Origin of the sequence: Pseudoalteromonas sp. SG43-8 (genome assembly GCF_014164245.1) — a bacterium.
Taxonomy (GTDB): domain Bacteria; phylum Pseudomonadota; class Gammaproteobacteria; order Enterobacterales; family Alteromonadaceae; genus Pseudoalteromonas; species Pseudoalteromonas distincta.
Window position 1 is genome coordinate 990397 of record NZ_JACJEX010000001.1, and the last position, 21785, is coordinate 1012181.

General features: G+C 39.5%; 25 protein-coding genes. 14 read left to right on the forward strand and 11 right to left on the reverse strand.

Annotation, left to right across the window (positions count from 1 at the left end; genetic code table 11):
- From pta to H5122_RS04450, 6 genes are all read left to right on the forward strand, one after another.
- Nucleotides 1–2160 carry a phosphate acetyltransferase gene (gene pta, locus H5122_RS04425; RefSeq protein WP_002959697.1) on the forward strand — a complete coding sequence of 720 codons (2160 nt, stop codon included), beginning with the start codon at nucleotides 1–3 and terminating at the stop codon, nucleotides 2158–2160.
- A gap of 227 nt (nucleotides 2161–2387) precedes the next feature.
- Nucleotides 2388–2774 carry an ACT domain-containing protein gene (locus tag H5122_RS04430; protein WP_182681388.1) on the forward strand — a complete coding sequence of 129 codons (387 nt, stop codon included), beginning with the start codon at nucleotides 2388–2390 and terminating at the stop codon, nucleotides 2772–2774.
- Between the two features lie 3 nt (nucleotides 2775–2777).
- Nucleotides 2778–3275 (forward strand): PTS glucose transporter subunit IIA, encoded by a 498-nt coding sequence (locus tag H5122_RS04435; RefSeq protein ID WP_002959694.1) that lies wholly within the window; start codon nucleotides 2778–2780, stop codon nucleotides 3273–3275.
- Between the two features lie 4 nt (nucleotides 3276–3279).
- The gene (locus H5122_RS04440) at nucleotides 3280–3627 is read left to right on the forward strand and encodes an ArsC family reductase (RefSeq protein ID WP_002959693.1); all 348 of its coding nucleotides are present in this window, start codon (nucleotides 3280–3282) and stop codon (nucleotides 3625–3627) included.
- Nucleotides 3624–4754 carry a succinyl-diaminopimelate desuccinylase gene (gene dapE / locus H5122_RS04445; protein ID WP_182681389.1) on the forward strand — a complete coding sequence of 377 codons (1131 nt, stop codon included), beginning with the start codon at nucleotides 3624–3626 and terminating at the stop codon, nucleotides 4752–4754. Before H5122_RS04440 ends, dapE begins: the two co-directional genes overlap by 4 nt.
- Complete coding sequence (locus H5122_RS04450) at nucleotides 4754–5443, forward strand: M15 family metallopeptidase (RefSeq protein ID WP_182681390.1); 690 nt, start codon at nucleotides 4754–4756, stop codon at nucleotides 5441–5443. The genes dapE and H5122_RS04450 overlap by 1 nt, the downstream gene beginning before the upstream one ends.
- Nucleotides 5444–5455: 12 nt before the next feature.
- Here the strand turns inward: H5122_RS04450 and H5122_RS04455 are convergent, their stop codons facing one another.
- From H5122_RS04455 to H5122_RS04470, 4 genes are all read right to left on the reverse strand, one after another.
- Nucleotides 5456–6325, reverse strand: coding sequence for a DMT family transporter (locus tag H5122_RS04455; RefSeq protein ID WP_182681391.1), 870 nt, complete (start codon nucleotides 6323–6325; stop codon nucleotides 5456–5458).
- A gap of 41 nt (nucleotides 6326–6366) precedes the next feature.
- Nucleotides 6367–7140, reverse strand: a complete 774-nt coding sequence (locus H5122_RS04460; protein ID WP_182681392.1) for a DNA-binding domain-containing protein — start codon at nucleotides 7138–7140, stop codon at nucleotides 6367–6369.
- On the reverse strand, nucleotides 7137–7967 hold the full coding sequence (locus tag H5122_RS04465) for a DUF692 domain-containing protein (RefSeq protein WP_182674222.1): 831 nt from the start codon (nucleotides 7965–7967) through the stop codon (nucleotides 7137–7139). The genes H5122_RS04460 and H5122_RS04465 overlap by 4 nt, the downstream gene beginning before the upstream one ends.
- Nucleotides 7968–8038: 71 nt before the next feature.
- Nucleotides 8039–8497: a hypothetical protein gene (locus H5122_RS04470; protein ID WP_182674223.1), complete on the reverse strand. Its 459-nt coding sequence runs from the start codon at nucleotides 8495–8497 to the stop codon at nucleotides 8039–8041.
- 226 nt (nucleotides 8498–8723) lie between these two features.
- Between H5122_RS04470 and H5122_RS04475 the strand changes: the two genes are divergently transcribed.
- The 4 genes from H5122_RS04475 to H5122_RS04490 are packed head-to-tail and all read left to right on the forward strand — an operon-like array spanning nucleotide 8724 to nucleotide 11677.
- A complete protein-coding gene (locus tag H5122_RS04475; protein WP_182681393.1) occupies nucleotides 8724–10088 on the forward strand; it encodes a COG3014 family protein in 1365 nt (454 codons plus the stop codon).
- Nucleotides 10089–10096: 8 nt separating this feature from the next.
- Complete coding sequence (locus H5122_RS04480; RefSeq protein WP_002959678.1) at nucleotides 10097–10522, forward strand: YcfL family protein; 426 nt, start codon at nucleotides 10097–10099, stop codon at nucleotides 10520–10522.
- 11 nt (nucleotides 10523–10533) lie between these two features.
- Complete coding sequence (lpoB, locus tag H5122_RS04485; protein WP_002959677.1) at nucleotides 10534–11154, forward strand: penicillin-binding protein activator LpoB; 621 nt, start codon at nucleotides 10534–10536, stop codon at nucleotides 11152–11154.
- A gap of 55 nt (nucleotides 11155–11209) precedes the next feature.
- Nucleotides 11210–11677 (forward strand): glycine zipper 2TM domain-containing protein, encoded by a 468-nt coding sequence (locus H5122_RS04490; RefSeq protein WP_182681394.1) that lies wholly within the window; start codon nucleotides 11210–11212, stop codon nucleotides 11675–11677.
- A gap of 66 nt (nucleotides 11678–11743) precedes the next feature.
- On the opposite strand, the gene H5122_RS04495 is transcribed toward H5122_RS04490, so the two are convergent.
- Nucleotides 11744–12961, reverse strand: a complete 1218-nt coding sequence (locus tag H5122_RS04495) for a pyridoxal phosphate-dependent aminotransferase (protein WP_182681395.1) — start codon at nucleotides 12959–12961, stop codon at nucleotides 11744–11746.
- Between the two features lie 105 nt (nucleotides 12962–13066).
- The gene (locus tag H5122_RS04500) at nucleotides 13067–13411 is read right to left on the reverse strand and encodes an Hpt domain-containing protein (RefSeq protein ID WP_182674226.1); all 345 of its coding nucleotides are present in this window, start codon (nucleotides 13409–13411) and stop codon (nucleotides 13067–13069) included.
- Between the two features lie 137 nt (nucleotides 13412–13548).
- On the opposite strand from H5122_RS04500, the gene H5122_RS04505 reads away from it, so the two are divergent.
- Both H5122_RS04505 and H5122_RS04510 read left to right on the forward strand, forming a co-directional pair.
- Complete coding sequence (locus H5122_RS04505; RefSeq protein WP_182674227.1) at nucleotides 13549–14145, forward strand: tRNA-uridine aminocarboxypropyltransferase; 597 nt, start codon at nucleotides 13549–13551, stop codon at nucleotides 14143–14145.
- Between the two features lie 24 nt (nucleotides 14146–14169).
- Nucleotides 14170–14955 carry a CLCA_X family protein gene (locus H5122_RS04510; RefSeq protein ID WP_182681439.1) on the forward strand — a complete coding sequence of 262 codons (786 nt, stop codon included), beginning with the start codon at nucleotides 14170–14172 and terminating at the stop codon, nucleotides 14953–14955.
- Between the two features lie 16 nt (nucleotides 14956–14971).
- Here the strand turns inward: H5122_RS04510 and dcd are convergent, their stop codons facing one another.
- The gene (gene dcd, locus H5122_RS04515) at nucleotides 14972–15556 is read right to left on the reverse strand and encodes a dCTP deaminase (protein ID WP_002959670.1); all 585 of its coding nucleotides are present in this window, start codon (nucleotides 15554–15556) and stop codon (nucleotides 14972–14974) included.
- Between the two features lie 6 nt (nucleotides 15557–15562).
- Nucleotides 15563–16639 carry an iron-sulfur cluster carrier protein ApbC gene (apbC, locus tag H5122_RS04520; protein WP_182681396.1) on the reverse strand — a complete coding sequence of 359 codons (1077 nt, stop codon included), beginning with the start codon at nucleotides 16637–16639 and terminating at the stop codon, nucleotides 15563–15565.
- 187 nt (nucleotides 16640–16826) lie between these two features.
- Between apbC and metG the strand changes: the two genes are divergently transcribed.
- Nucleotides 16827–18848, forward strand: coding sequence for a methionine--tRNA ligase (gene metG, locus H5122_RS04525; RefSeq protein ID WP_182681397.1), 2022 nt, complete (start codon nucleotides 16827–16829; stop codon nucleotides 18846–18848).
- Between the two features lie 183 nt (nucleotides 18849–19031).
- On the opposite strand, the gene lepB is transcribed toward metG, so the two are convergent.
- Nucleotides 19032–19682, reverse strand: a complete 651-nt coding sequence (gene lepB, locus H5122_RS04530; protein WP_024597614.1) for a signal peptidase I — start codon at nucleotides 19680–19682, stop codon at nucleotides 19032–19034.
- Between the two features lie 184 nt (nucleotides 19683–19866).
- On the opposite strand from lepB, the gene H5122_RS04535 reads away from it, so the two are divergent.
- Nucleotides 19867–20367 carry a fasciclin domain-containing protein gene (locus H5122_RS04535; protein WP_007582534.1) on the forward strand — a complete coding sequence of 167 codons (501 nt, stop codon included), beginning with the start codon at nucleotides 19867–19869 and terminating at the stop codon, nucleotides 20365–20367.
- A gap of 81 nt (nucleotides 20368–20448) precedes the next feature.
- On the opposite strand, the gene H5122_RS04540 is transcribed toward H5122_RS04535, so the two are convergent.
- A complete protein-coding gene (locus H5122_RS04540) occupies nucleotides 20449–20700 on the reverse strand; it encodes a DUF2999 family protein (RefSeq protein WP_182681398.1) in 252 nt (83 codons plus the stop codon).
- Nucleotides 20701–20762: 62 nt separating this feature from the next.
- Complete coding sequence (locus H5122_RS04545; protein WP_182681399.1) at nucleotides 20763–21725, reverse strand: zinc-binding dehydrogenase; 963 nt, start codon at nucleotides 21723–21725, stop codon at nucleotides 20763–20765.
- Between the last annotated feature and the right edge of the window lie 60 nt (nucleotides 21726–21785).

Consider the following 21785-nt stretch of genomic DNA (forward strand, 5'->3'; position numbering starts at 1 on the left):
ATGGCACGTCGTATTATGTTAATTCCTGTGTCTACCGGTGTGGGTTTAACGTCGGTATCAGTTGGTTTAGTTCGCGCTCTTGAGCAAAAAACAGTTAAAGTTAACTTTTTTAAACCCATCGCTCAGCCTCGTTCAGGCGAAACTGGTCCTGAAAAATCAACACAAATAGTCACTCAAGGTTCACCTATTAACCCACCCACCCCTTTTGCTCTTGATTATGCTGAGCAAATGATTGGCGACGGTAAAGGTGATGATCTACTAGAGGAAATTGTTGAACGCTTTGAAAGTAAAATAAACGACGATGAAGTAGCTATTATTGAAGGTATGGTGCCTACTCGTCGCCAACCTTATGCTGGGCGTGTAAACCGCGAAATTGCGCAAACACTCGGCGCTGAAATTGTATTTGTACTTACCCCTGGTAATTACACCATTACTCAAATAGAAGACCGCCTAGAAATTGCAGCAGGTAATTACGGTGGAATCGATCATCCTCGTGTACTGGGCTGTATTTTTAATAAAGTAAATGCGCCACTTGATGAAGAGGGCCGTGCACGCGCCGATTTAGTCGACGCTTACAAACCCGAAGAGCTTGAAAACGAGTTAAATCGTTTAGCGTCTTTACCTATTTTTAAAAAGAATCCGTTTATGTTGCTTGGCGCAATCCCGTGGGATTTTGACTTAGTAGCGCCACGCGTAAAAGACTTAAGCGCGTATTTGAAAGCAACAATAATTAACGAAGGCGATATGCTTCATCGTCGCCTGCGTCGTATTACTTTTTGTGCTCGTACGGTTTCTAATATTTTAAATTATTTTACGCCAGGTGCTTTATTAGTAACACCAGGCGATCGCTCAGACATACTTGTTGCTGCGTGTTTATCTGCTATGAACGGCACTAAACTTGGCGCTATATTACTCACCGGTGGCTTTGAGCCAGAGCCACGCATTATGGCTTTGTGTGAACAAGCTATGCAAACCGGTTTACCAATACTCGCAACCGATGCCGACACATGGCGCACATCACTATTACTGCATAACTTTAATATGGAAGTACCAAATGATGATGACCAACGCATTGAAAAAGTAAAAGATCACAACGCAGAACATATCAATTCAAGCTGGCTCGATACTCTAGCTCAAAGTGTAGGCAAAACGCGTAAGTTATCACCACCTGCATTTCGTTATTTATTAACCGATAAAGCACGTAAAGCAGATAAAACCGTAGTATTACCAGAAGGGAATGAACCTCGTACAATTAAAGCGGCTGCTATTTGTGGTCAACGTGGCATTGCTAAAACTATATTGCTTGGCGATCGCGAAGAAATAATGCGTATTGCACAGCAGCAAGGTATTGAGCTAAACGAACATGTAAGTATCATCGAGCCAAAAAGTATTATAAATGATTATATTGCGCCTATGGTCGAAATTCGTAAAAGCAAAGGCCTAACTGCCGTTGTAGCACAAGAGCAACTACAAGATAACGTCGTACTTGGCACAATGATGCTTGAGCAAGGTAAAGTAGATGGTTTAGTATCGGGCGCGGTAAATACCACTGCCAATACAATTCGCCCGCCCCTGCAGTTAATTAAAACAGCGCCAGGATCATCACTGGTATCTTCCGTATTTTTTATGCTGCTACCTGATCAAGTGTTAGTTTACGGCGACTGTGCAATTAACCCCGACCCTAATGCTGAACAACTTGCTGATATAGCGATTCAATCTGCCGACTCTGCAGCTGCATTTGGCATAGAGCCACGTGTAGCCATGATAAGCTACAGCACGGGTACGTCAGGTACGGGTGCCGATGTTGAAAAAGTACGTGAAGCCACAAAAATAGCAAAACAAAAACGTCCTGATTTAATTATCGACGGCCCACTACAATACGATGCCGCTATAATGGAAAATGTAGCACTTAAAAAAGCACCTAACAGCCCTGTAGCTGGTAAAGCGACTGTATTTATATTCCCAGATTTAAATACAGGTAATACAACATATAAAGCAGTACAACGCAGTGCCGACTTAATAAGTATCGGCCCTATGCTTCAAGGTATGCGCAAACCCGTAAACGACTTGAGCCGTGGTGCATTAGTCGATGATATTGTGTATACAATCGCCTTAACTGCAATTCAGGCAGCCCAAGCAGAAGCGCTAATAGCACATTAAACACAACGTGTGCTTTTTATAGCCTAGCTATTATTTATTTAATAATTAAGTAGTTAGGCTATTTATACCCTGCAACCCCCATACTTATCCACAGAAATTGTGGGTAAGTTTTTAATCTCTATTAAAACCCACTTCCAAATGCTCATTTTAGTCACGCTTACACCTTTAACTTGAAGGCAATAATCTATACTATAAAGCTATCAATAATGCTGTATCGCAGGCGTTTAATGTCAAAACAAACATTACAATTACACAGCACGGTTTTATCTATTCACAGTTTAGATGTTGACGCCGATATACCTGCGGCGCTACTCAAGCTTCCTTTATTTTTTATATCTAAAACCCAGGATGAACTATCTATTGTTTGCCCTAGTAGCTTTGAAATAGAGAGTTTAGATACCGAATATGATTGGCAAGCACTTGAGGTGGTTGGCCCACTTGGTTTTTCGCTGACCGGAATAATGGCTAATATATCGGGTGTATTAGCAAGCGCTAAAATTTCTATTTTTTCAATCTCAACCTACGATACCGATTATATTTTAGTAAAAAAACAAACGGCCTCACTAGCACTTAACGCCTTAAAAAAAGATGGTTACAACGTGGTGGCCCAATAGCATATGAAAGCACAAACAATTGAATATCTAGCACTCAATAAAACGCCCCGCAGTGCCATCCTTATTACAAGCCCATTTACAGGTAAAGTAATACCGCTTCAAGAACACCCCGAACCTATTTTTAGGTTTGGTATTCTCGGTCCTGGTATTACTGTAAAGCTCAGTAGCCACAAAATTTTAGCGCCGTTTGATGGCACGTTATTACAAGTAAAAAACGCAGGTACTGAGTTTATTTTACAGGCTAAAAATGGTTTAAAAGTTTTAATCAACTTAACTATTACCGGTTCGCAATCAATTACACATACCCATATTGCACAATTAAATGGTAGTGAAATAAGTAAAGGCCAGCGCCTCGCTTATTTTGATTTACGCGAACTAGAAACGCCTATGCTGGCCAGTTTAATCTTACTTAACGGCCATAATCTCGGCACATTTCATTACTCACATTCGCATGTAAATGCGGATGTAGATACCTTATTAACTATTATTAAGAAGAACTAAATTTATGATCACTCTATACGGTATTAGCAATTGCGACACGATAAAAAAAGCAAAAAAATACTTAGCCGACAACAACATCGAATTTACGTTTCATGATTACCGCAAAGATGGCGTAAATGAGCAAATGGTAAGTGATTTTGCAGATAAACTCGATTGGGAGCAACTCGTTAATAAACGTGGCACAACTTATCGCGCATTAACTGATGAGCAAAAACAGAGTTTGACTAAAGAAAGTGCTATCCCATTGTTAGTTGAACAACCTGCAATGATCAAACGCCCAGTACTTATTAACAATGGCAGTTACCATTTAGGTTTTAAAGCAGCTCAATACGATGAGATATTTAAATCATGAAAGATGATGTAATTGCACTCGCCCAAGCACTAATACAACGTGAGTCAGTAACGCCCGAGGATGCTGGCTGCCAACAGATGATGAACGACCGCCTTGCTGCGGTTGGTTTTAATATAGAGTCATTATTTTTTACCGACACATTAAATACATGGGCTCGAAAAGGCACACAATCACCGCATTTTTGTTTTGCAGGCCACACTGATGTTGTGCCAACAGGCCCTGAAAAAAATTGGCAACACCCGCCGTTTTCAGGATTAATAAAAGACGGTTTATTACATGGGCGCGGCGCTGCCGATATGAAAGGCTCGTTAGCTGCAATGCTTGTTGCAACCGAGCGGTTTGTTACTAAGCACCCAGATCATAAAGGTTCGATTTCATTTTTAATAACCTCTGACGAAGAAGGCCCGTTTATAAACGGGACTACCCGTGTAATTGATACGCTAGAGGCGCGCGGTGAAAAAATTGATATGTGCCTAGTAGGCGAGCCTTCATCACGGGATGTATTAGGTGATGTTGTTAAAAATGGCCGAAGAGGTTCACTTACCGCTTTTTTAACCGTTAAGGGTGTACAAGGGCATGTCGCCTATCCACATTTAGCACAAAACCCAATTCACCTAGCAACCACTGCCCTTACAGAGCTTAGCCAAACGGTGTGGGATAACGGAAATGAATACTTCCCTGCTACCAGCTTTCAAATTTCAAATATTAATGGCGGCACAGGTGCAGGTAATGTGATCCCGGGTGAGCTAGAAGTACAGTTTAACTTTAGATTTAGCACGCAAGTAACACATGAGCAATTACAACAACGTGTAAATGACATTCTACAAAAGCATAACTTAAATTATGAATTAAGTTGGATCGTAAATGGCTTGCCTTTTATTACCGAGCACGGACCCCTTGTTGATGCCACAGTCAATGCTATTAAATCGGTAACCGGTTTAACCACAAACCTAGAAACTACCGGCGGCACATCAGATGGTCGCTTTATTGCACAAACAGGTGCTAAAGTAATTGAACTTGGCCCACGTAACGAAACTATTCATAAAGTAGATGAATGCGTAAGTACCGATGATTTAATAGCCCTTACCGACATTTACGAGCAAATACTAGAGCAACTTTTAGCATAATGGATGTAACTAAACCAACATCGATAATGTGTATCACAGGGCAAAGTGATACACATTTAACTGACATACAAAATCATCGCTTGCACAGCGCTATTATTAGCGACTTTTTATCGCTGCAAAGTGCAGCTCAAAAAGCGGGATTTGAGCTTACTATTGCCTCAAGTTTTCGCGACTTTGAACGCCAGTCAATTATTTGGAATAATAAGTTTTTAGGTATTCGACCTGTTTATAATAAACAGCAAAAGGTTGTAGATTTAACTAAATTAAACGATGTAGATAAATGCATAGCAATAATGCTCTACTCTGCACTACCTGGCGCAAGCAGACATCATTTAGGCACTGACTTAGATGTGTTTGACAAAGCTGCGGTGAGTGATGATTATAAGCTACAGCTAACACCTGAAGAATACCTGCAAGGTGGGCCGTTTGCATCTTTAAGTAATTGGCTTGATACTAACTTAGCTAAATTTGGTTTTTATCGTCCTTACCAGCATGATTTAGGTGGCGTAGCGCCTGAGCTTTGGCATATAAGCCATATTAAGCAATCACAATTATTAGTGAATAAGCTTAGCGAGCAAATACTTTTTGAATGCATAAAAAACAGTGAACTACAGGGTAAGCAGGCAATACTTGATAACTTACCTGCTATTTATAAACGCTTTGTAACAAACGTGAGCCCGCCCACCTAAAAGAAGGTTAGGTTAAGCCTTCTTTTTATTTAAAATAAACACCAGCACAGCGCCTAATATTAACGAGCTTGCTACTATAAACTCCATTGTTACCTGCTCTGATAAAAACATAACACCAGCAATGGCAGCAAGTACCGGCACACAAAGTTGCACAACCGCAGCTTGGGTACTTTTAAGTAGTGGCATTGCTACATACCAAACACTATAACCAACTCCAGACGCTATTGCCCCCGAGGCACACGCAAGTAATACCCCTTCAATACTCATATTTTTTAAATAACTCATACCTACAAGTAATAAAACAGGGATAGCAACTAAGCTTCTTATAAAGTTAAACCCAGTAGTACGCAGTGGCGATACGCACACTTTACCGCGAATACTGTAAATACCCCATGCCACACCACTGAGTGCCATAAGTGATGCACCTAATAATGAAGGCACCGCTGCAGATGGCAGCATTAAATATACAAAACCAGATAACGCCACTATAAATGCACACCACTGGAGTACGCTTAATTGCTCTTTTTGATAAATACCCCAGCCAATCATAGTAAGTTGCACAGCAGAAAATAAAATTAGTGCACCGGTACCGGTATCTAGCTCTACGTAGGCAATCGAAAAACAAAGCGCGTAAACAAGCAGGCTAATACTGCTTCGCCAGCTTCCTCTGTCACTTAAAATAGCGGGATTGAATGTGCCTTTACGTTTTAAATTATGGGTATAAATAGCCATTATAATGCCCAAACATGCAGCCCCGCTAAGTAAGCGAATAACAGTAAAGTTCCAAGCATCTATATAACCTTCTGCTAAGGCCATTCTGCAAAATAGAGAATTTGCGGCAAACGCAATTAAAGCAATTAATGTGTATATGGTGGCTTTCAAAAAAATTCCTTCGCAACGAAAAATAACTATATTGTTTTAACTCACTCGCTAATTAACCAACCACGTTCAAGCCATTGATTAATTTTAGTAATTAAAAACCCAGCGATTTTCTCACCCGGGAGTTCATTTAAACAGGATTGACATAACTGTGCAAAGGGTGTGTTTTGTTTTAATAAACTCAGTAAGCGGTATTCTTGTGCATCAACGCTTAAATATTGTGTACGTCTTTGAGCATCACGTGCTACAACCCAAAAGCGAGGTTCTGAGACTCTTGGCTCTGGCGGTGTTTGCTTTTGTTTTATTGCCTGCCAACTTTCAACCGCCAACGTATTAAACACAACTAACTGTACACTTGGATGTAATTTTAATAGTAAAGTTGGCCATTGCTGAGGTTCAATACTTTCAAGCTCTGATACATTGAGTAATGTTTTATCGCTTGCATCAAAAGTACTTAGTAATAGTCGTTCAAATTTGGCTATATCTGCAAGTATGGGGTAATCACTAAAAGGAGTATTAGCGGCTAAATAATCTGGTAGTTTCTCTGCAAAAATTCGTAGTGACGTATGAGTTGAAGGATATAAAGCTAAATAACCATCAACCATCATCTCAAATAAATCATCACCTAAGTAAATACCCAACTGTTCGTGATCTTGCTCAATCACGGCTCTTAAGCGAATTTTATAAGCGCTTTGATAAATAGAGAGTCGCTGTTGTGTATTTAACTGCCCTTGCTGCGCAATTTGCTCGCTAATATCCGAACTTTCTCCTTGCAGTAAATTCATAAACTGTTGTTGCAGCTTTGCTAAATCACTCATGATCTTATATCCCAAAACGGTTTCACTAGCGTTTTAGCATGCTCAAGCTCAGTAATTAAATCATCAAGGGAGCCAATATTATCATCGCGTTCAATCATGGTACTTACCGGATTTAATGTTTTTGCATACTGAGCATATAAGTCCCATACCGCATCGGGAACATCTTCATCGTGAGTATCTATAATATGCGTACCAAAGTCTTGATGTCCTGCTAAGTGTATTTGTGCAATAGCTGTACTCGGAATAGCTGATAAATAATCCATTGCATTAAAGTCGTGATTTCGTGCACTTACATAAACATTATTTACATCCATTAAAAACTTACAGCCTGTTTGCTTATGTAATTGCGCTAAGAATTCCCACTCACTCATTTGTGAATCGTTATAGGTTAAATAGCTCGATACATTTTCAAAAATCATTTCGCGCCCCAGGTAGTCCTGAACTTGCGAAATTTTATTTGCTAAATGATCAAGCGCCTCTGAGGTGTAAGGCATTGGTAGTAAATCGTGGCTATTAACACCGCCCACTTGGGTGAAACATAAATGATCAGACACCCACTGCGGCTCAACCCTCGCAATTGTGTTTTTTAACTGATTTAAGTAGTCCTTATTAATAGGGTCAATACTACCAATCGACATTGATACCCCATGCATAACAATCGGATAATCTGCTCTTATTTTATTTAAATAATGCCAAGGTTTTCCACCGGCTACAAAATAGTTTTCTGAGATAATTTCAAACCAGTCTACAGCTGGTTTCTCTGCAATAATTTGCTCAAAATGCGGGGATCTCAGTCCTAAACCAAAACCTAAAAAACGATTTGTCATAAACTTCCTTAATAAGCCTGAATAAGAAAACACATCGTTCAGGCTTATTTTATGCGTTCGATAAATTGGTATTAGCTACCTACAGAACCACCAATATCACCACATGCTTTTGCAGGCATTGATACAAAACCGGTGCCTTTACATGATGCATGTCCAGCACAAGCATTATTAGCAGTCTTACAATCGTTATGACCGCCACACACATTTACATCGTTACAATGTACTAAATCTGCTTTAGCTACACTGCCAACCCATTTATCTTTTACTGTACCGCCAACGTCAGCACATGATTTTGCAGGCATTGCCACAAAACCAGTTCCTTTACATGACGCTTGACCTGCACATGCATTCTCAGCTGTTTTACAATCGTTATGGCCACCACATACATTCGCATCATAACAATGAACTAAATCAGTTGTTGCGCCATTATTAGCAACTGCACTTGATGTTGACGTTTCTGCCTCTGTTGCATTACAACCAACTAAACCTGCTACCATTACAGCCATTGCTGCACCTGTGAACTTTTTCATTTTTTATTTCCTCTGAGTGATATAACTCTTAGCAAGACCGCTAAAGCGAAAATACTATTTCAGTGGAGTTGATAATAAACCAAAAAAAATTCACACTTTGTTCACCAATGTCATTTTATATTTCTTTATTAGCAGGCAGTTTTACTCTACGATTTTTTACAATATTTCACACATTTAGCTAAAAATAGTATGTTAATGTATACAGGTAAATTAAGAGGAGTGCTCAGTGCGCCGCAGTATAATTTTAAGCTTTTGTTTTATTTTAAGTGGGTGTAGCACAATGGGTTTTAATGACCTATTTAATGACTATGCCACGCAAATGACACCAATAAGAAATGCGATCGAGAAAAACAACATCGAAGAAGCGCAATCCCTTATTGCTAATAATAGCACCTTGCACAGCAGCTACTTACTCAACCAACTTGAGCAAGCTCGTTTAAACGACTTAGCAAATACGCCAGATGATGCACAAAGTAAATTTGAGAACGTGTATACGCAAATGCAAAAAAAGCGTGAAGCCGCCAAAATACAAGTTAGTGCGGGCCTTGAACAAAGTAACGCTTTATTTACCAACGACTCAGCAATAACTTATGTGCCACCCGCTTACGAAATGAGCATGCTTCATAGTTATAAAGCACTTAACTACGTGTATAAAAATGATGTTGAAGGCGCATTGGTCGAAATTCGCCGAGCTAATAAAGTACAAGTTGATGCGCTTAGCGAGAATGAAGCAGAAGTAGACTCAACCGCTAAAGAAGCTCAGCAACACTATCCAAGCATGAGCAATGTAACCAGAAACATAAAAAATGGCTTTCAAAATGCCTACACATTTTACTTATCTGCTTTGCTTTACCAAAGTGCTAAACAATACGACGACGCCTATATAGATTATAAAAAAGCATTGGCTATACAACCTAACAATATTTATTTACAGCAAGATGTAATGCGCCTTGCTAAAAAACAAGGGTTTGACCAAGACTTAAATGAATTTAATAAACGCTTTGGCGATACGCCCACTATTTCTTCATCACAAGGCGAAGTAATTGTTTTATTTGAACAAGGATTAGTACCAAAACAAGATGAATTTAAACTGCGCTTGCCAATTTATTCATCACGTGGCGATGCACGCTTTTACAGCTTGGCGATGCCGGTATATAAAGATAATGCCTATGTGCGCCGCCTTAACAATATAAATATAGATGCACAAAGCTTAGAGCTGAGCCCATTAGTACACATTGAAGCACTTGCAGCTAAAACTCTAGAAGATCAAATACCTGCAAAAGTCGCTCGCCAAGTACTTAGATTAGTAGCTAAAGAGAAAGTGCGGGCAGAACTTGCTCGTAGTGCCGGTGATGTAGGTAACATACTTGCTAATATTTATAATTTGGCGTCTGAGCAAGCTGATACACGCAGCTGGCTTACACTTCCAAATCAAATAAGTGTCGCAAGGCAAAGCCTAAATACAGGTGAGCATTCTGTGCATATTGGCACACAAGCACCTATAAATTTTACCATTAGTAAGCAAGGGTTAACGTTAATTTACTTAACCTCTATTAATAACTACTTTAATTACCACGTAGTTCAACTTTAGGAGCCATCATGAAATACATAGCGCCATTATTAGCAGCCTTAATGCTCAGTGCATGTTCCAGCCAACCGGTTACATCGGGTATTTCTGTTGAACAAAATAAAAACCAGTTTAATGAGCAATTACGTGTAGATAACCCAGAGCTTGGTAAAAAGCTGGCCATTACTGATGTGAAAACACGTCAAACCAACCAGTTAACCGATGTAGTAGTGACACTTTCAAGCCAGTATAAAAAATCACAATATTTGCAGTATCAGTTTAATTGGTTTGATAAAGACGGCTTTGTAATTAAAGGCAACCATTCACCTTGGCAAGCACTCACCTTATTTGGTTTTGCAAAAACACAATTACCGGGCTTAGCACCGAGCTCTGATGCGGTTACCTTTTCTTTAGCAGTAAGAGAAGTGTCTACCGAATCACAAGAATTTAAAGATTAAAGGAAACAACCATGATCATCAGTAACAAATTTAAAACAGTATCAACTTACGCTTTAGTTGGCCTCAGCGCTTTAGTATTAAGTGGCTGTGCTAATAAAGCCGTAGTAAGTTATGGCGACGCACAAGCAGTAGAAACAACCGATATTAATTTTGGCTCTACCGATTTACAAAAAGTAGCGAGCCAAATGACCGATTCATTACTCAGCTCACCCGTTGTTGGCACAATGACCGCTAATAAACGCCCTGTAGTATTTGTTGAGCGTATTAAAAACAAAACTAGTGAGCACATTGATACTGAATCAATCACCGATTCAATCTCAACGCAAATGCTACGCAGTGGTAAGTTCCGTTTTGTAGATATGACGCGTGTTGAGTCAGTACGTGAGCAATTAACGTTTCAAAACGAAGATGCCCTTGTTAACCCTGCAACAGCCGTTGCATTTGGTAAACAAATTGGCGCGCAATATATGTTATACGGAAATTTATCGAGCATAGTTAAATCAAATGCCGACAAATCAGACGTATACTATAAATTTACGATGCGTTTAATGGATATGGAAAGCGGCCTAGTTGAATGGGCAGACGAAACTGAAATTCGTAAAACTAAAGAAAAATCGACATTTGGTTGGTAGTTACTAAGCCTTTACGGGCTAACAAGCCCGTACTTGCTACCAATAGGAGATTATTATGAAAGCTATAATATTAGTAATGTGTGCTCTAATTACTATGAGCGCGCCAACTTTTGCCCAATATGAGCGAAATAAAGCAGTGCCTGTCCAACAGGTTTTATTTGGTGACGTAAAATCGGTACGCAATATTACCGAACAAGAAATCATTCAAGACAAAAACAACGGCTGGAAAACCTTCGGCGGTGCATTACTCGGTGGTGTTGTAGGCAACCAGTTTGGTGGCGGTAGCGGCCGCACAGTAGCAACAATATTAGGCTCGGTAATTGGCGGCAGTGTTGCACATAACAGGCAGCAGCAAAGTCATTATCAGCAAAATCATTTTGTAGAGTTATTAATACAAGTTGAAAACGGCGACCAGTTTATGGTTGTTCAAGATCAAGACCAATCAATGCGCTTTAGCAAAGGCGATAAGGTAAGATTAGTTTACTTGAACGACAACACGGTGCGTGTAGATAAAGCGTATTAGCCAATATATTCATGACCAAAGTAAAAAACGAGCCAAATTTGGCTCGTTTTTTTATTTTTTAAATAACTATACTTGGCGATAGTCTTTAAAAAAACGCTTCATTTTTAACATCGCATCCGATAAATCATCTTTGCTTGGTAAAAATACTAATCTAAAATGATCCGGCTCGGGCCAATTAAACGCCCTGCCATGTACAAGTAATATTTTTTCGGCTTTTAGCAAATCGTACATCATCTTTTCATCATCTTTAACGTTAAAAAGTGCTGTATCTACTTTGGCAAACGCATAAAGCGCGCCTTTAGGTTTTTTACAACTAATGCCTTCAATAGCGTTTAACCCGCGCCATGCTATATCGCGCTGCTCGTATAAGCGCCCGCCTGGGTTAATTAAATTATCAATTGATTGCACACCGCCCAACGCTTGTTGAATTGCATATTGCGCAGGTACATTGGCGCACAAACGCATAGATGAAAGTATTTCAAGACCTTTGCGTAAATCATCCATTACCGAGGTACGACCGCTTAGCACCATCCACCCCATTCTTAGCCCTGCTGCACGGTAAGTTTTAGCTAAACCATTAAAAGTAATGATTGGTACATCATCACACAGTGAGCCGATTGAAGTATGCGTTATACCATCGTATAAAATCTTTTCGTAAATCTCATCGCTCAATAACAGTAGTTTATGTTCACGCGCTATATCAATTAATTGCATTAGCAAATCATCACTGTAAACCGCACCTGTCGGATTATTAGGATTAATTAATACCAAAGCTTTAGTTTTAGACGTTATTTTGCTTTTTATATCTGCAATATCCGGATACCAATCTTGCTCTTCATCACATAAATAATGCACCGGATTACCACCCGATAATGTTACAGAAGCAGTCCAAAGTGGATAATCTGGAGCTGGAATAAGCACTTCATCGCCATTATTTAATAGCGCTTGGGTGATCATCTGAATAAGTTCGCTTACGCCATTACCAATATAGATACTATCTACATCTAAATTATGTAATCCACGTTGTTGGTAGTGCTGATAAATAGCCACGCGGGCTGAATAGAGGCCTTTAGAGTCACAGTAACCTTGGGCTGAATATAAGTTGCGGATAATATCGCGGTGCATATCTTCTGGCATATCAAAACCAAAAGCAGCTGGATTACCTATATTCAATTTTAATACTTTTTGACCTTCGTCTTCCATTTTTTTAGCTTGTGCTAAAACCGGCCCACGAATGTCATAACATACACCTTCTAATTTGTGACTCTTTTTAATATCAGACATTTTTACCTCGACTAGTGAATCTTTAGACTAACCTAGTAAAGGCGTAAAATGCCAGTCAATTTAGGTGCTTAATACTGAAATAAATTCACGTTTCAGCTTCAATAATTAACGAGATGCTAACCATTCATTTAGCTTAGCTTGAGAGCCTATTACTTGAGCCATTAAGCTATTAGATGCGTCGATAGCTTCAGCTAAGTTATCTAGGTTTAAATTTTGTTCAATAACACGCGATACTTCAGCAAGGCTTGAAGCTCCAAACTGCGCCGCATTCGATTTTAAGCTATGGGAGTGGCGAATAGCTGCTTCTTTATCTTTACCAATGGTTGCTAACACTTCTGAGCCCAAACGTTCAAACTCTGAGCAGCAAAAATCAAGTGTATCAGCAAACTGCTCACCCAATAACGATTCCATACTCTCTAATGCTGATGTATCAATATTTATTTCTGTCATATTTTAAGCCCTTAAAACAATCCATGTAAGTTACAGTTTAATAGTACTACTTTATATTGATGCGTAAAAAAAACCAACTTAATTACCTTATAAATGTATAATTGCGAGGATCATACTGGCAACAAAAAGTTTATTAAATGGCACGCACACTTTGTAAACATTGTAACTTTTCAATAAACACCTGTATTTGCAGCGCAATTACAAATATAAACAACAAAGTTACGGTTATTATTCTACAGCACCCGAGTGAAGAAAAAATAGCAAAAAATACCGCTAAACTACTCAATTTATGCCTAACTGATTGCCAAATAATCAAAGGCGAAAATAATGATGACTTTTCCATACTAAAAACACTGCCAGTAAGCTCAACTGTTTTACTCTACCCTAACGAACACGCTGTAAATTTAGACGATAACACTGAGCAGCCAAGTGTAAAAAGCATCACTCATTTAATCGTGGTTGATGGTACATGGAAAAAAGCCTACAAAATTTTGCAACTCACCACATTACTAAATAAATTTAAAACGGTCAGTTTTAAACAGCTACCTAAAAATCGTTATGCTATTCGTAAAGCCCCTCGGGCCGACAGCCTATCCACACTTGAAGCTGTAGCGCATAGTTTGTTTTTAATAGAGCAGCTAAATCCCGCACCACTTTATAATGCGCTTAATGAATTAATACAAAAACAAACCCAACACATGCCCGAGCACGTAAAAGCACGTTACTTAGATTAAACTCGTTACTATATGAAACTTGCAATGCGTAACTACCCTAACAGACTAAAACGTGGCTTTACTCGCCAAGGACCCGACTATCGCTTTGACGACCAAGTCGACTTTAGCGATATAAGAGATACCTTCGGCTTTAGGTCAATGGTCGTTGGTAAATGGGTAACTAAAGAAGAGCGCTACATTAGCGCCAATTTAATTTACGATGCACTGGCCGACCTTGCACAAATACTGCATTTACCACCTAAAGCAATTGGCCTGCGCGGGAAGCTTAACTTTGCATTTGGCCATGGTGGTCAAAAAGGCGTGCAAGCGCATTATAATGCAGCCTCTCAAACACTTGCTCTTGCAAAAAATGCAGGCGGTGGTGCACTTGCTCATGAATGGTTCCATGCGTTTGACCATCATATAAGCGAGCACTTATTTGCAACAAAATCACAATTTGGCTTTGCCTCAAAATTGTGGCTTTCAAACACGCCTAATTTATCGCATCCACTTAATAATGCTTTGAACAGTTTTTATAAACATGTATTTTTAGATGAAGATGGTATTGATGCAAATAACTTTGTACAAGCGTGTATAGAACACGATAAAGCCCACAATATGAATTATATGAGCATGCCAGAAGAGCTTGCAGCACGGTGTTTTGAAGCCTGTATTGAAGGCCACACATATATAAAAAATAGCTTTTTGGTGGGAGGCTTAAAAAGTAGTAATTTAATATACCCAAATAGTGAGCATATTAATAAAGCAAATGAAGCGCTTAACCAGTATTTTGAACTACTGGGTTATGCGCTTCATAAAATAGACGAGTAATGTCTATATTTGGTGATTATTTATCGTCACTAATACGACTTGCTACTGCGCTGCTTTGATCTTTATATTTTGCATCTTTACGAATATTGTATGGGTTTTCACACGGGCCCGATAACATTTCAAAGCTCATAGCACCAATTTTCATCAGTGGGCGTAGTGCCAGTGGTAATTTACCTGAGTTGTAAAACTCTAAAACAATATTGCCACTCCAGCCTGGGTCTATTCGATGCGCGGTTACATGCACCATTAACCCCAAACGCGCAAGCGATGAGCGTCCATCTAACCAACCTACTATATCTGCTGGCAACGTTACTTTTTCATGGGTAATAGCTAGTGCAAGTTCACCTGGGTGTAAAAAGAATGCTTCACCTTCATCAAGCACTATTTCTTCACTCATGATCGATTCCATGGCTTTATTTAACTGATCTTTTGGACCACTTAAATCGACGTATGCTGCATTATGCGCATTAAACGTTCTAAATTTATTACCCAAGCGTAAATCGGCAGTCACGCCTGAAATCATCTCGCTCGTTGGTGCAGGCTCAATAACTATGCGGCCATCGCTTAAGTATTCTTTAATATGTGTGTCTGAAAGTCTCATTATTTATTAATCTTCCGTAATCACAATTTCAATTGCATTGTGATGCTGTTGATAATAAAGCGTGCTGGCTATTAGCCTTGCTGCTGCGCTGTATGTTTTGCTTATTGCGGCATCGTTATCGCTTGCAATAAGTTTACCTTGCTCAGAATACTCGCGTATATCTATTGCAAGTGGAATATGGCTAAGTACAGGCACGCCGTGCTTATGCGCCAGCTTTTGGGCGCCGTCTTTACCAAATACGTGGTTAGCTTCACCACAGTGAGTGCAAATGTAGTGGCTCATATTTTCGATTAAGCCAAGCACCGGTACGTTTACTTTATTAAACATAGCAATGCCTTTTTGCGCATCGGCTAGCGCTAAGTCTTGCGGTGTAGTGACAATAACAGTGCCGCTAGCGGGTACTTTTTGGCTCATTGTAAGCTGAATATCACCGGTGCCCGGTGGCATATCAACAATTAAGTAGTCAAGCTCGCCCCAATCGGTTTCATTAAGTAACTGGCTCAGCGCGCCTGACGCCATTGGTCCACGCCATACCGTGGCATCATCGCTTGGAACTAAAAAGCCAATTGACTGCGCTTTAATGCCATTTGCATTAAAAGGCTGTAGCTGTTTGTTATCTTTAGTGACGGGCTCTGCGCCCACTAATCCTAAAAGCATTGGGATAGATGGGCCATAAATGTCAGCATCTAAAATACCCACCTTTGCGCCTTCATTTTTAAGCGCGCCTGCCAAGTTAACAGCAGTAGTCGACTTACCTACTCCACCTTTGCCTGAGGCAATAAGTACAATATGTTTAATCGCTTTAAACTTAGCCGCCTCTTTAATGATAACCTTGGCGCTAATTGTTACAGGCACATTTAAGCTTTCACTTACGTGTTGCTCAACTAAAGGCATTTCTGATTGCCCAGCAAATGGCAGAGTTAATTTGATTTGTAGTGATTTATCGTCATTTTGAGTAATAGTATCAATGAAGCTTTCATCAATACCGACGGCAAAAGCAGCACTACGATATGCCGCTAAGGCAGTTATAATCGGTTGTTTTTGCACCGATTTAGAAGAGAATAGTTTCGACAGTCCAAACATAGCAATTAAATAGCGTTTCTTTGATGAAAAGTGCCACGGAATTATGTAACATTCAGGGCATTAACACCAGTCAATTAATAAAAATCCATAAGCTGTGCGCACTCTAAGCAGATAGCTTGTAGATAAATTAATGATAATTGCCGTTTGTATAATAAAAACGGCGTTTTATCCTCAATTCGGAATGATTATGACGCAGCGAAAGATCCTGATTACCAGCGCATTACCTTATGCAAATGGCCCTACTCACCTAGGTCATTTATTGGAATATATTCAAACTGATATTTGGTCACGTTTTCAAAAACTACAAGGCCACGAAGCTTATTATGTTTGCGCAGACGATGCCCACGGCACGCCAATTATGCTTAATGCGCAAAAGCAAAGGATCACGCCTGAAGAAATGGTAAAACAAGTGAGCATAGAGCGCCAACGCGACTTTGCTGACTTTAATATCAAATTTGATAACTACCACAGCACCCACAGCCAAGAAAACAAAGAATTAAGCGAACTTATTTATAACCGCCTAAACGATGCCGGTCATATTAAAAAGCACACTATTTCGCAATTATTTGATCCAGAAAAAGGTATTTTCTTACCAGACCGCTTTGTAACAGGTACTTGCCCGACGTGTAAGTCTGAAAACCAAAACGGCGATAGCTGTGATTCGTGTGGTGCTACATACAGCCCTACCGAACTTATTAACCCGCGTTCTGTAATGTCAGGTGCTGAGCCTGTACTTAAAGATTCTGAGCATTACTTTTTTGACCTGCCAGCATTTGAAGGCATGCTAAAGGAGTGGTTACACTCGGGCACTATTCAACAAGAAATGGCTAACAAGCTAGACGAATGGTTTACCGATGGCTTGCAACAGTGGGATATTAGCCGTGACGCACCTTATTTTGGTTTTGAAATCCCAAATGCACCAGGCAAATATTTTTACGTTTGGTTAGATGCACCTATTGGTTACATGGCGAGTTTTAAAAACCTATGTGACAAAAAAGGCCTCGACTTTGATGCGTTTTGGGCTGAAGGTTCAGACGCAGAGCTTTATCACTTTATTGGTAAAGACATTATCTACTTCCACAGCTTATTTTGGCCAGCAATGCTAGAAGGCGCTAATTTTAGAAAGCCAACTAACGTATTCGCTCATGGTTTTGTAACTGTGAATGGCGAAAAAATGTCTAAATCAAAGGGTACGTTTATTAAAGCGCGTACTTATTTAGATAACTTAAACCCAGAATACTTACGTTACTACTACGCAGCAAAATTAAGCAGCGGTATTGTTGATCTGGATTTAAACCTAGAAGACTTTGCACAGCGCGTAAATTCAGACCTAGTAGGTAAAGTAGTCAACATAGCGAGCCGTTGTGCTGGCTTTATTACTAAAAAGTTTGATGGCAAGCTAAGCAGTACTATTATGCAACCAGAGCTGTTAGCAGAGTTTCAAGCGGCTGCACCGAGCATTACAACACACTATGAGAACCGCGATTACAGCCGCGCAATTCGCGAAATAATGGCGCTTGCCGACAAAGCAAACCAATTTATTGATGGCGCAGCACCTTGGGTATTAATTAAAGACGAAACTAAGCAAAAAGAAGCACACGAAGTGTGTTCTCTTGGTCTTAACTTGTTCCGCGTTTTAATTACTTACTTAAAACCCGTGCTACCAGGAATGGCTGATAACGTACAAGCGTTTTTAAATGACGACCTTGCATGGGACGGCGTTCAAAATGCACTCGTAAGCCACCCTATCAATAAATTTAAACCGTTAATGCAACGTGTTGAAATGGATAAAGTGAACAAAATGGTTGAAGAATCTAAAGAAAGCTTAGCACCAAAAGTAACAATTGACCCTAACAGCCCACTTGCAAAAGAGCCAATTAGCGACGAGATTGAGTTCGATGATTTTGCAAAAGTAGACCTACGCGTAGCTAAAATTGCTAAAGCAGAGCACGTAGAAGGCGCAGATAAACTACTTAAGCTAACACTTGATTTAGGCGGCGAAACTCGCCAAGTGTTTGCGGGTATTAAATCAGCTTACGCACCTGAGGATATCGAAGGCAAGCTAACCGTTATGGTTGCTAACCTTAAGCCTCGTAAAATGCGCTTTGGTATGTCTGAAGGCATGGTATTAGCAGCAGGTCCTGGCGGAAAAGAAATTTATATTCTTAACCCAGATGACGGTTCAGAGCCTGGTATGCGCGTAATGTAATATTACTCATACAATAAAAAAACCGCTGATATGTCAGCGGTTTTTTTATGGGCTAAAGTAATGTTTAGTCGTATATTAAATACCGAACAAGAGCGTAGTGTTCTTACCAAGCTTGTAAAAAAATATATAAGTAAACAGCCTAAATAGGCAGTTATATTTTAACTCTAAAATTAATTATCTTATTTAATTGAGCTTTTTCAATACGCGGTCTTTTCTTGGTAGGTAATAGTTATCGTAATCAAGTGAGACTATAACGCGCTCTGCTTTTCCTAATAACTCGTTACGCGGAATTAAACCTATTACACGCGAGTCAGCGCTATTGTCGCGGTTATCGCCCATTGCTAAATAATAATCATCAGGAATTGTAATTGCATCAAAGCCCGATAAACGTGAAGGAATATTTGCCACTCTTATCGAATGCGCTAATCCGTTTAAATCTTCGATTTTATCAAGCGAGTCTATGTTGCTTTGCTGATCTGCATAATTAAGTTTTTTACCATTAATAATGAGCTCATTATTTTCAAGCGCAACGGTGTCTCCTGGCACACCAATTACACGTTTAATTAAACGGTTATCGGCAGCTTGTGAGTCAAAAACAATAATATCACCGGTTTGTGGGTCCGCTAGTTTAAGTAGTTTTATATGCGTAAATGGGACACGAATATCGTAGGCCATTTTATCGGTAAGTATTCTGTCACCTTCTTGAATTGTTGGCTTCATAGAGCCTGTTGGCACTTCGTACCAATCGGCTACAGCGCTTCTAAATACGCTCATTAGTGCAATAAATACGATAAGAGAGCGGTTATTTTTCCAAAACTTATAAACTAATTTCATGCCTATTCCCTTCAATTGAACAAGTCTTTAATTAAGTAACTGTTTATATGACTTTGCTAATTAGCTGCAGTTCAATCAATGATGTAACAAAACATGTTGGCTACTAATTTTAATTGATCGATTAAATTTAGAGCGTCGTAACATTTAACGAAACCAACGGGTATTAACTTAAAGGAAAAATAAAATGTTTAAGAAAATTACTACTGCATTATTGTTTACAACTGCAAGCCTTGGATTTACTACAATGGCTTATGCTGATCATCATGGTATGAAAAAAGACGTTGTTGAAGTAGCCGTTGAAAATGGTTCGTTCACTACTCTTGTTGCTGCTGTTAAAGCCGCAGGTTTAGTTGAAACACTGCAAGGTAAAGGACCCTTTACTATTTTTGCACCAACAGATGCTGCATTTTCTAAATTACCTGAAGGCACGGTTGAAATGCTACTCAAGCCTGAAAACAAAGATAAGCTAACGGCGGTATTAACTTATCACGTAGTGTCTGGAAAAGTGATGGCAGCCGATGTAATGAAGGTAGATAGTGCGAAAACACTACAAGGCCAATCAGTTATGGTTAAAGCCGACAGCATGGGCGTAATGATAAATGACGCTAAAGTTGTAAAAGCTGATGTAAAAGCAAGCAACGGCGTAATTCATGTTATCGACACAGTACTACTTCCAAAAGAGTAGTCATAAAAGAATAAGCCAACTAAAAAAGCATAAGTAGATACTTATGCTTTTTTATTTATTTTTGTTTCATGACATAACAAATTATTGATTTAGTTTTTCTTTCGCTTCTTTTACTTTTTCAAAATCTAAACCAAGTTCGTCAGTCGCTTCTTTAATAAGATGCGGTTGAGTCATCACAACTGCCATTAATTGTTGTAGTTTTTCTGGCGGAATACCAAGATCTTGAACAAGCGCCATTGCCATCATTGGGTTTTGAGTAAACGCTTCAAACAATGCTTTTACTTTTTCGTCGCTTACATTGTGCTCTTTAAGTATTGCTAGTATTGGATTCATTATTAAACCTTAAGTGTTTTTTATAGGGCTTAGTATATGGGCTAAACCCTAAAATTAAAGAGTTACTCTACAAGTAAAACCACTTTTCCTGCGTTTTCATTACGCTCTAAAATAGCATGGGCTTCGTTTGCGTCGCTCCAAGGCAATGTTTTATACAAGTTAAAGTCGTACTTTTTAGTGGCAATATCATTGTAAAAACGCGCTACAAAGTTGTCGCGCACCTGGCGTTTAAACTCAATACTACGATTTCTAAGCGTTGAGGCATGAAACGAAATACGCTTTTGTAAAAGCGCGGCAAAATCAACCTCTGCAAAACGTCCATCTAAAAATGCAAGCATTACAATTTGGCAATCCATGGCTGCAATAGCGGCATTTTTATTTAAGTAACTCCCCGAAACAGGATCAACAATTGCATTTGCTGTTAACTCATTTGCTTTCATATACTCTACAAAGTCGGTGGTTTTGTAGTTAATTGCATGATCGGCGCCGAGCTCTTTTGCGTGTTGGCATTTGTCATCCGTACCGGCAGTAATAACTACGGTAGCACCTGCGCTTTTGGCCATTTGAATTGCTGCACCGCCCACACCACTAGCACCTGCATGAATAAGCGCTGTTTGCCCTTTTTGTAATTTACCAAGCTCAAATAACGCGCCAAATGCCGTTAAATACACTTCGCTTATTGCAGCGCCCTCAGCCATTGTTACATCATCGGGTAATTCCATAAGCTGTTTTGAATCAACTGCTACATATTCGCTATAAGCACCACCTGAGCACAACGTAAAAATACGCTTGTTTAGCCAGCTTTTATCTACATCTTTTCCAAGTTCAGTAACTGTACCCGCACATTCTAAACCTAAAATCGGGCTATCTCCCGCAGGGGCCGGGTATTTACCTTGGCGCTGCATACTGTCTGCACGGTTTACACCTATTGCTGCAACTTTAACAAGTACTTCATGGCTCTTTACAACCGGCTTTTCGGTTTCACTAAATGCAAGATTGCCATCTTCATGAGAAATATATTTCATTGTTGCTCCAAGTTTAAAAACTGTAATAACATATAGATGGGGATGAACACAGATTCAAAC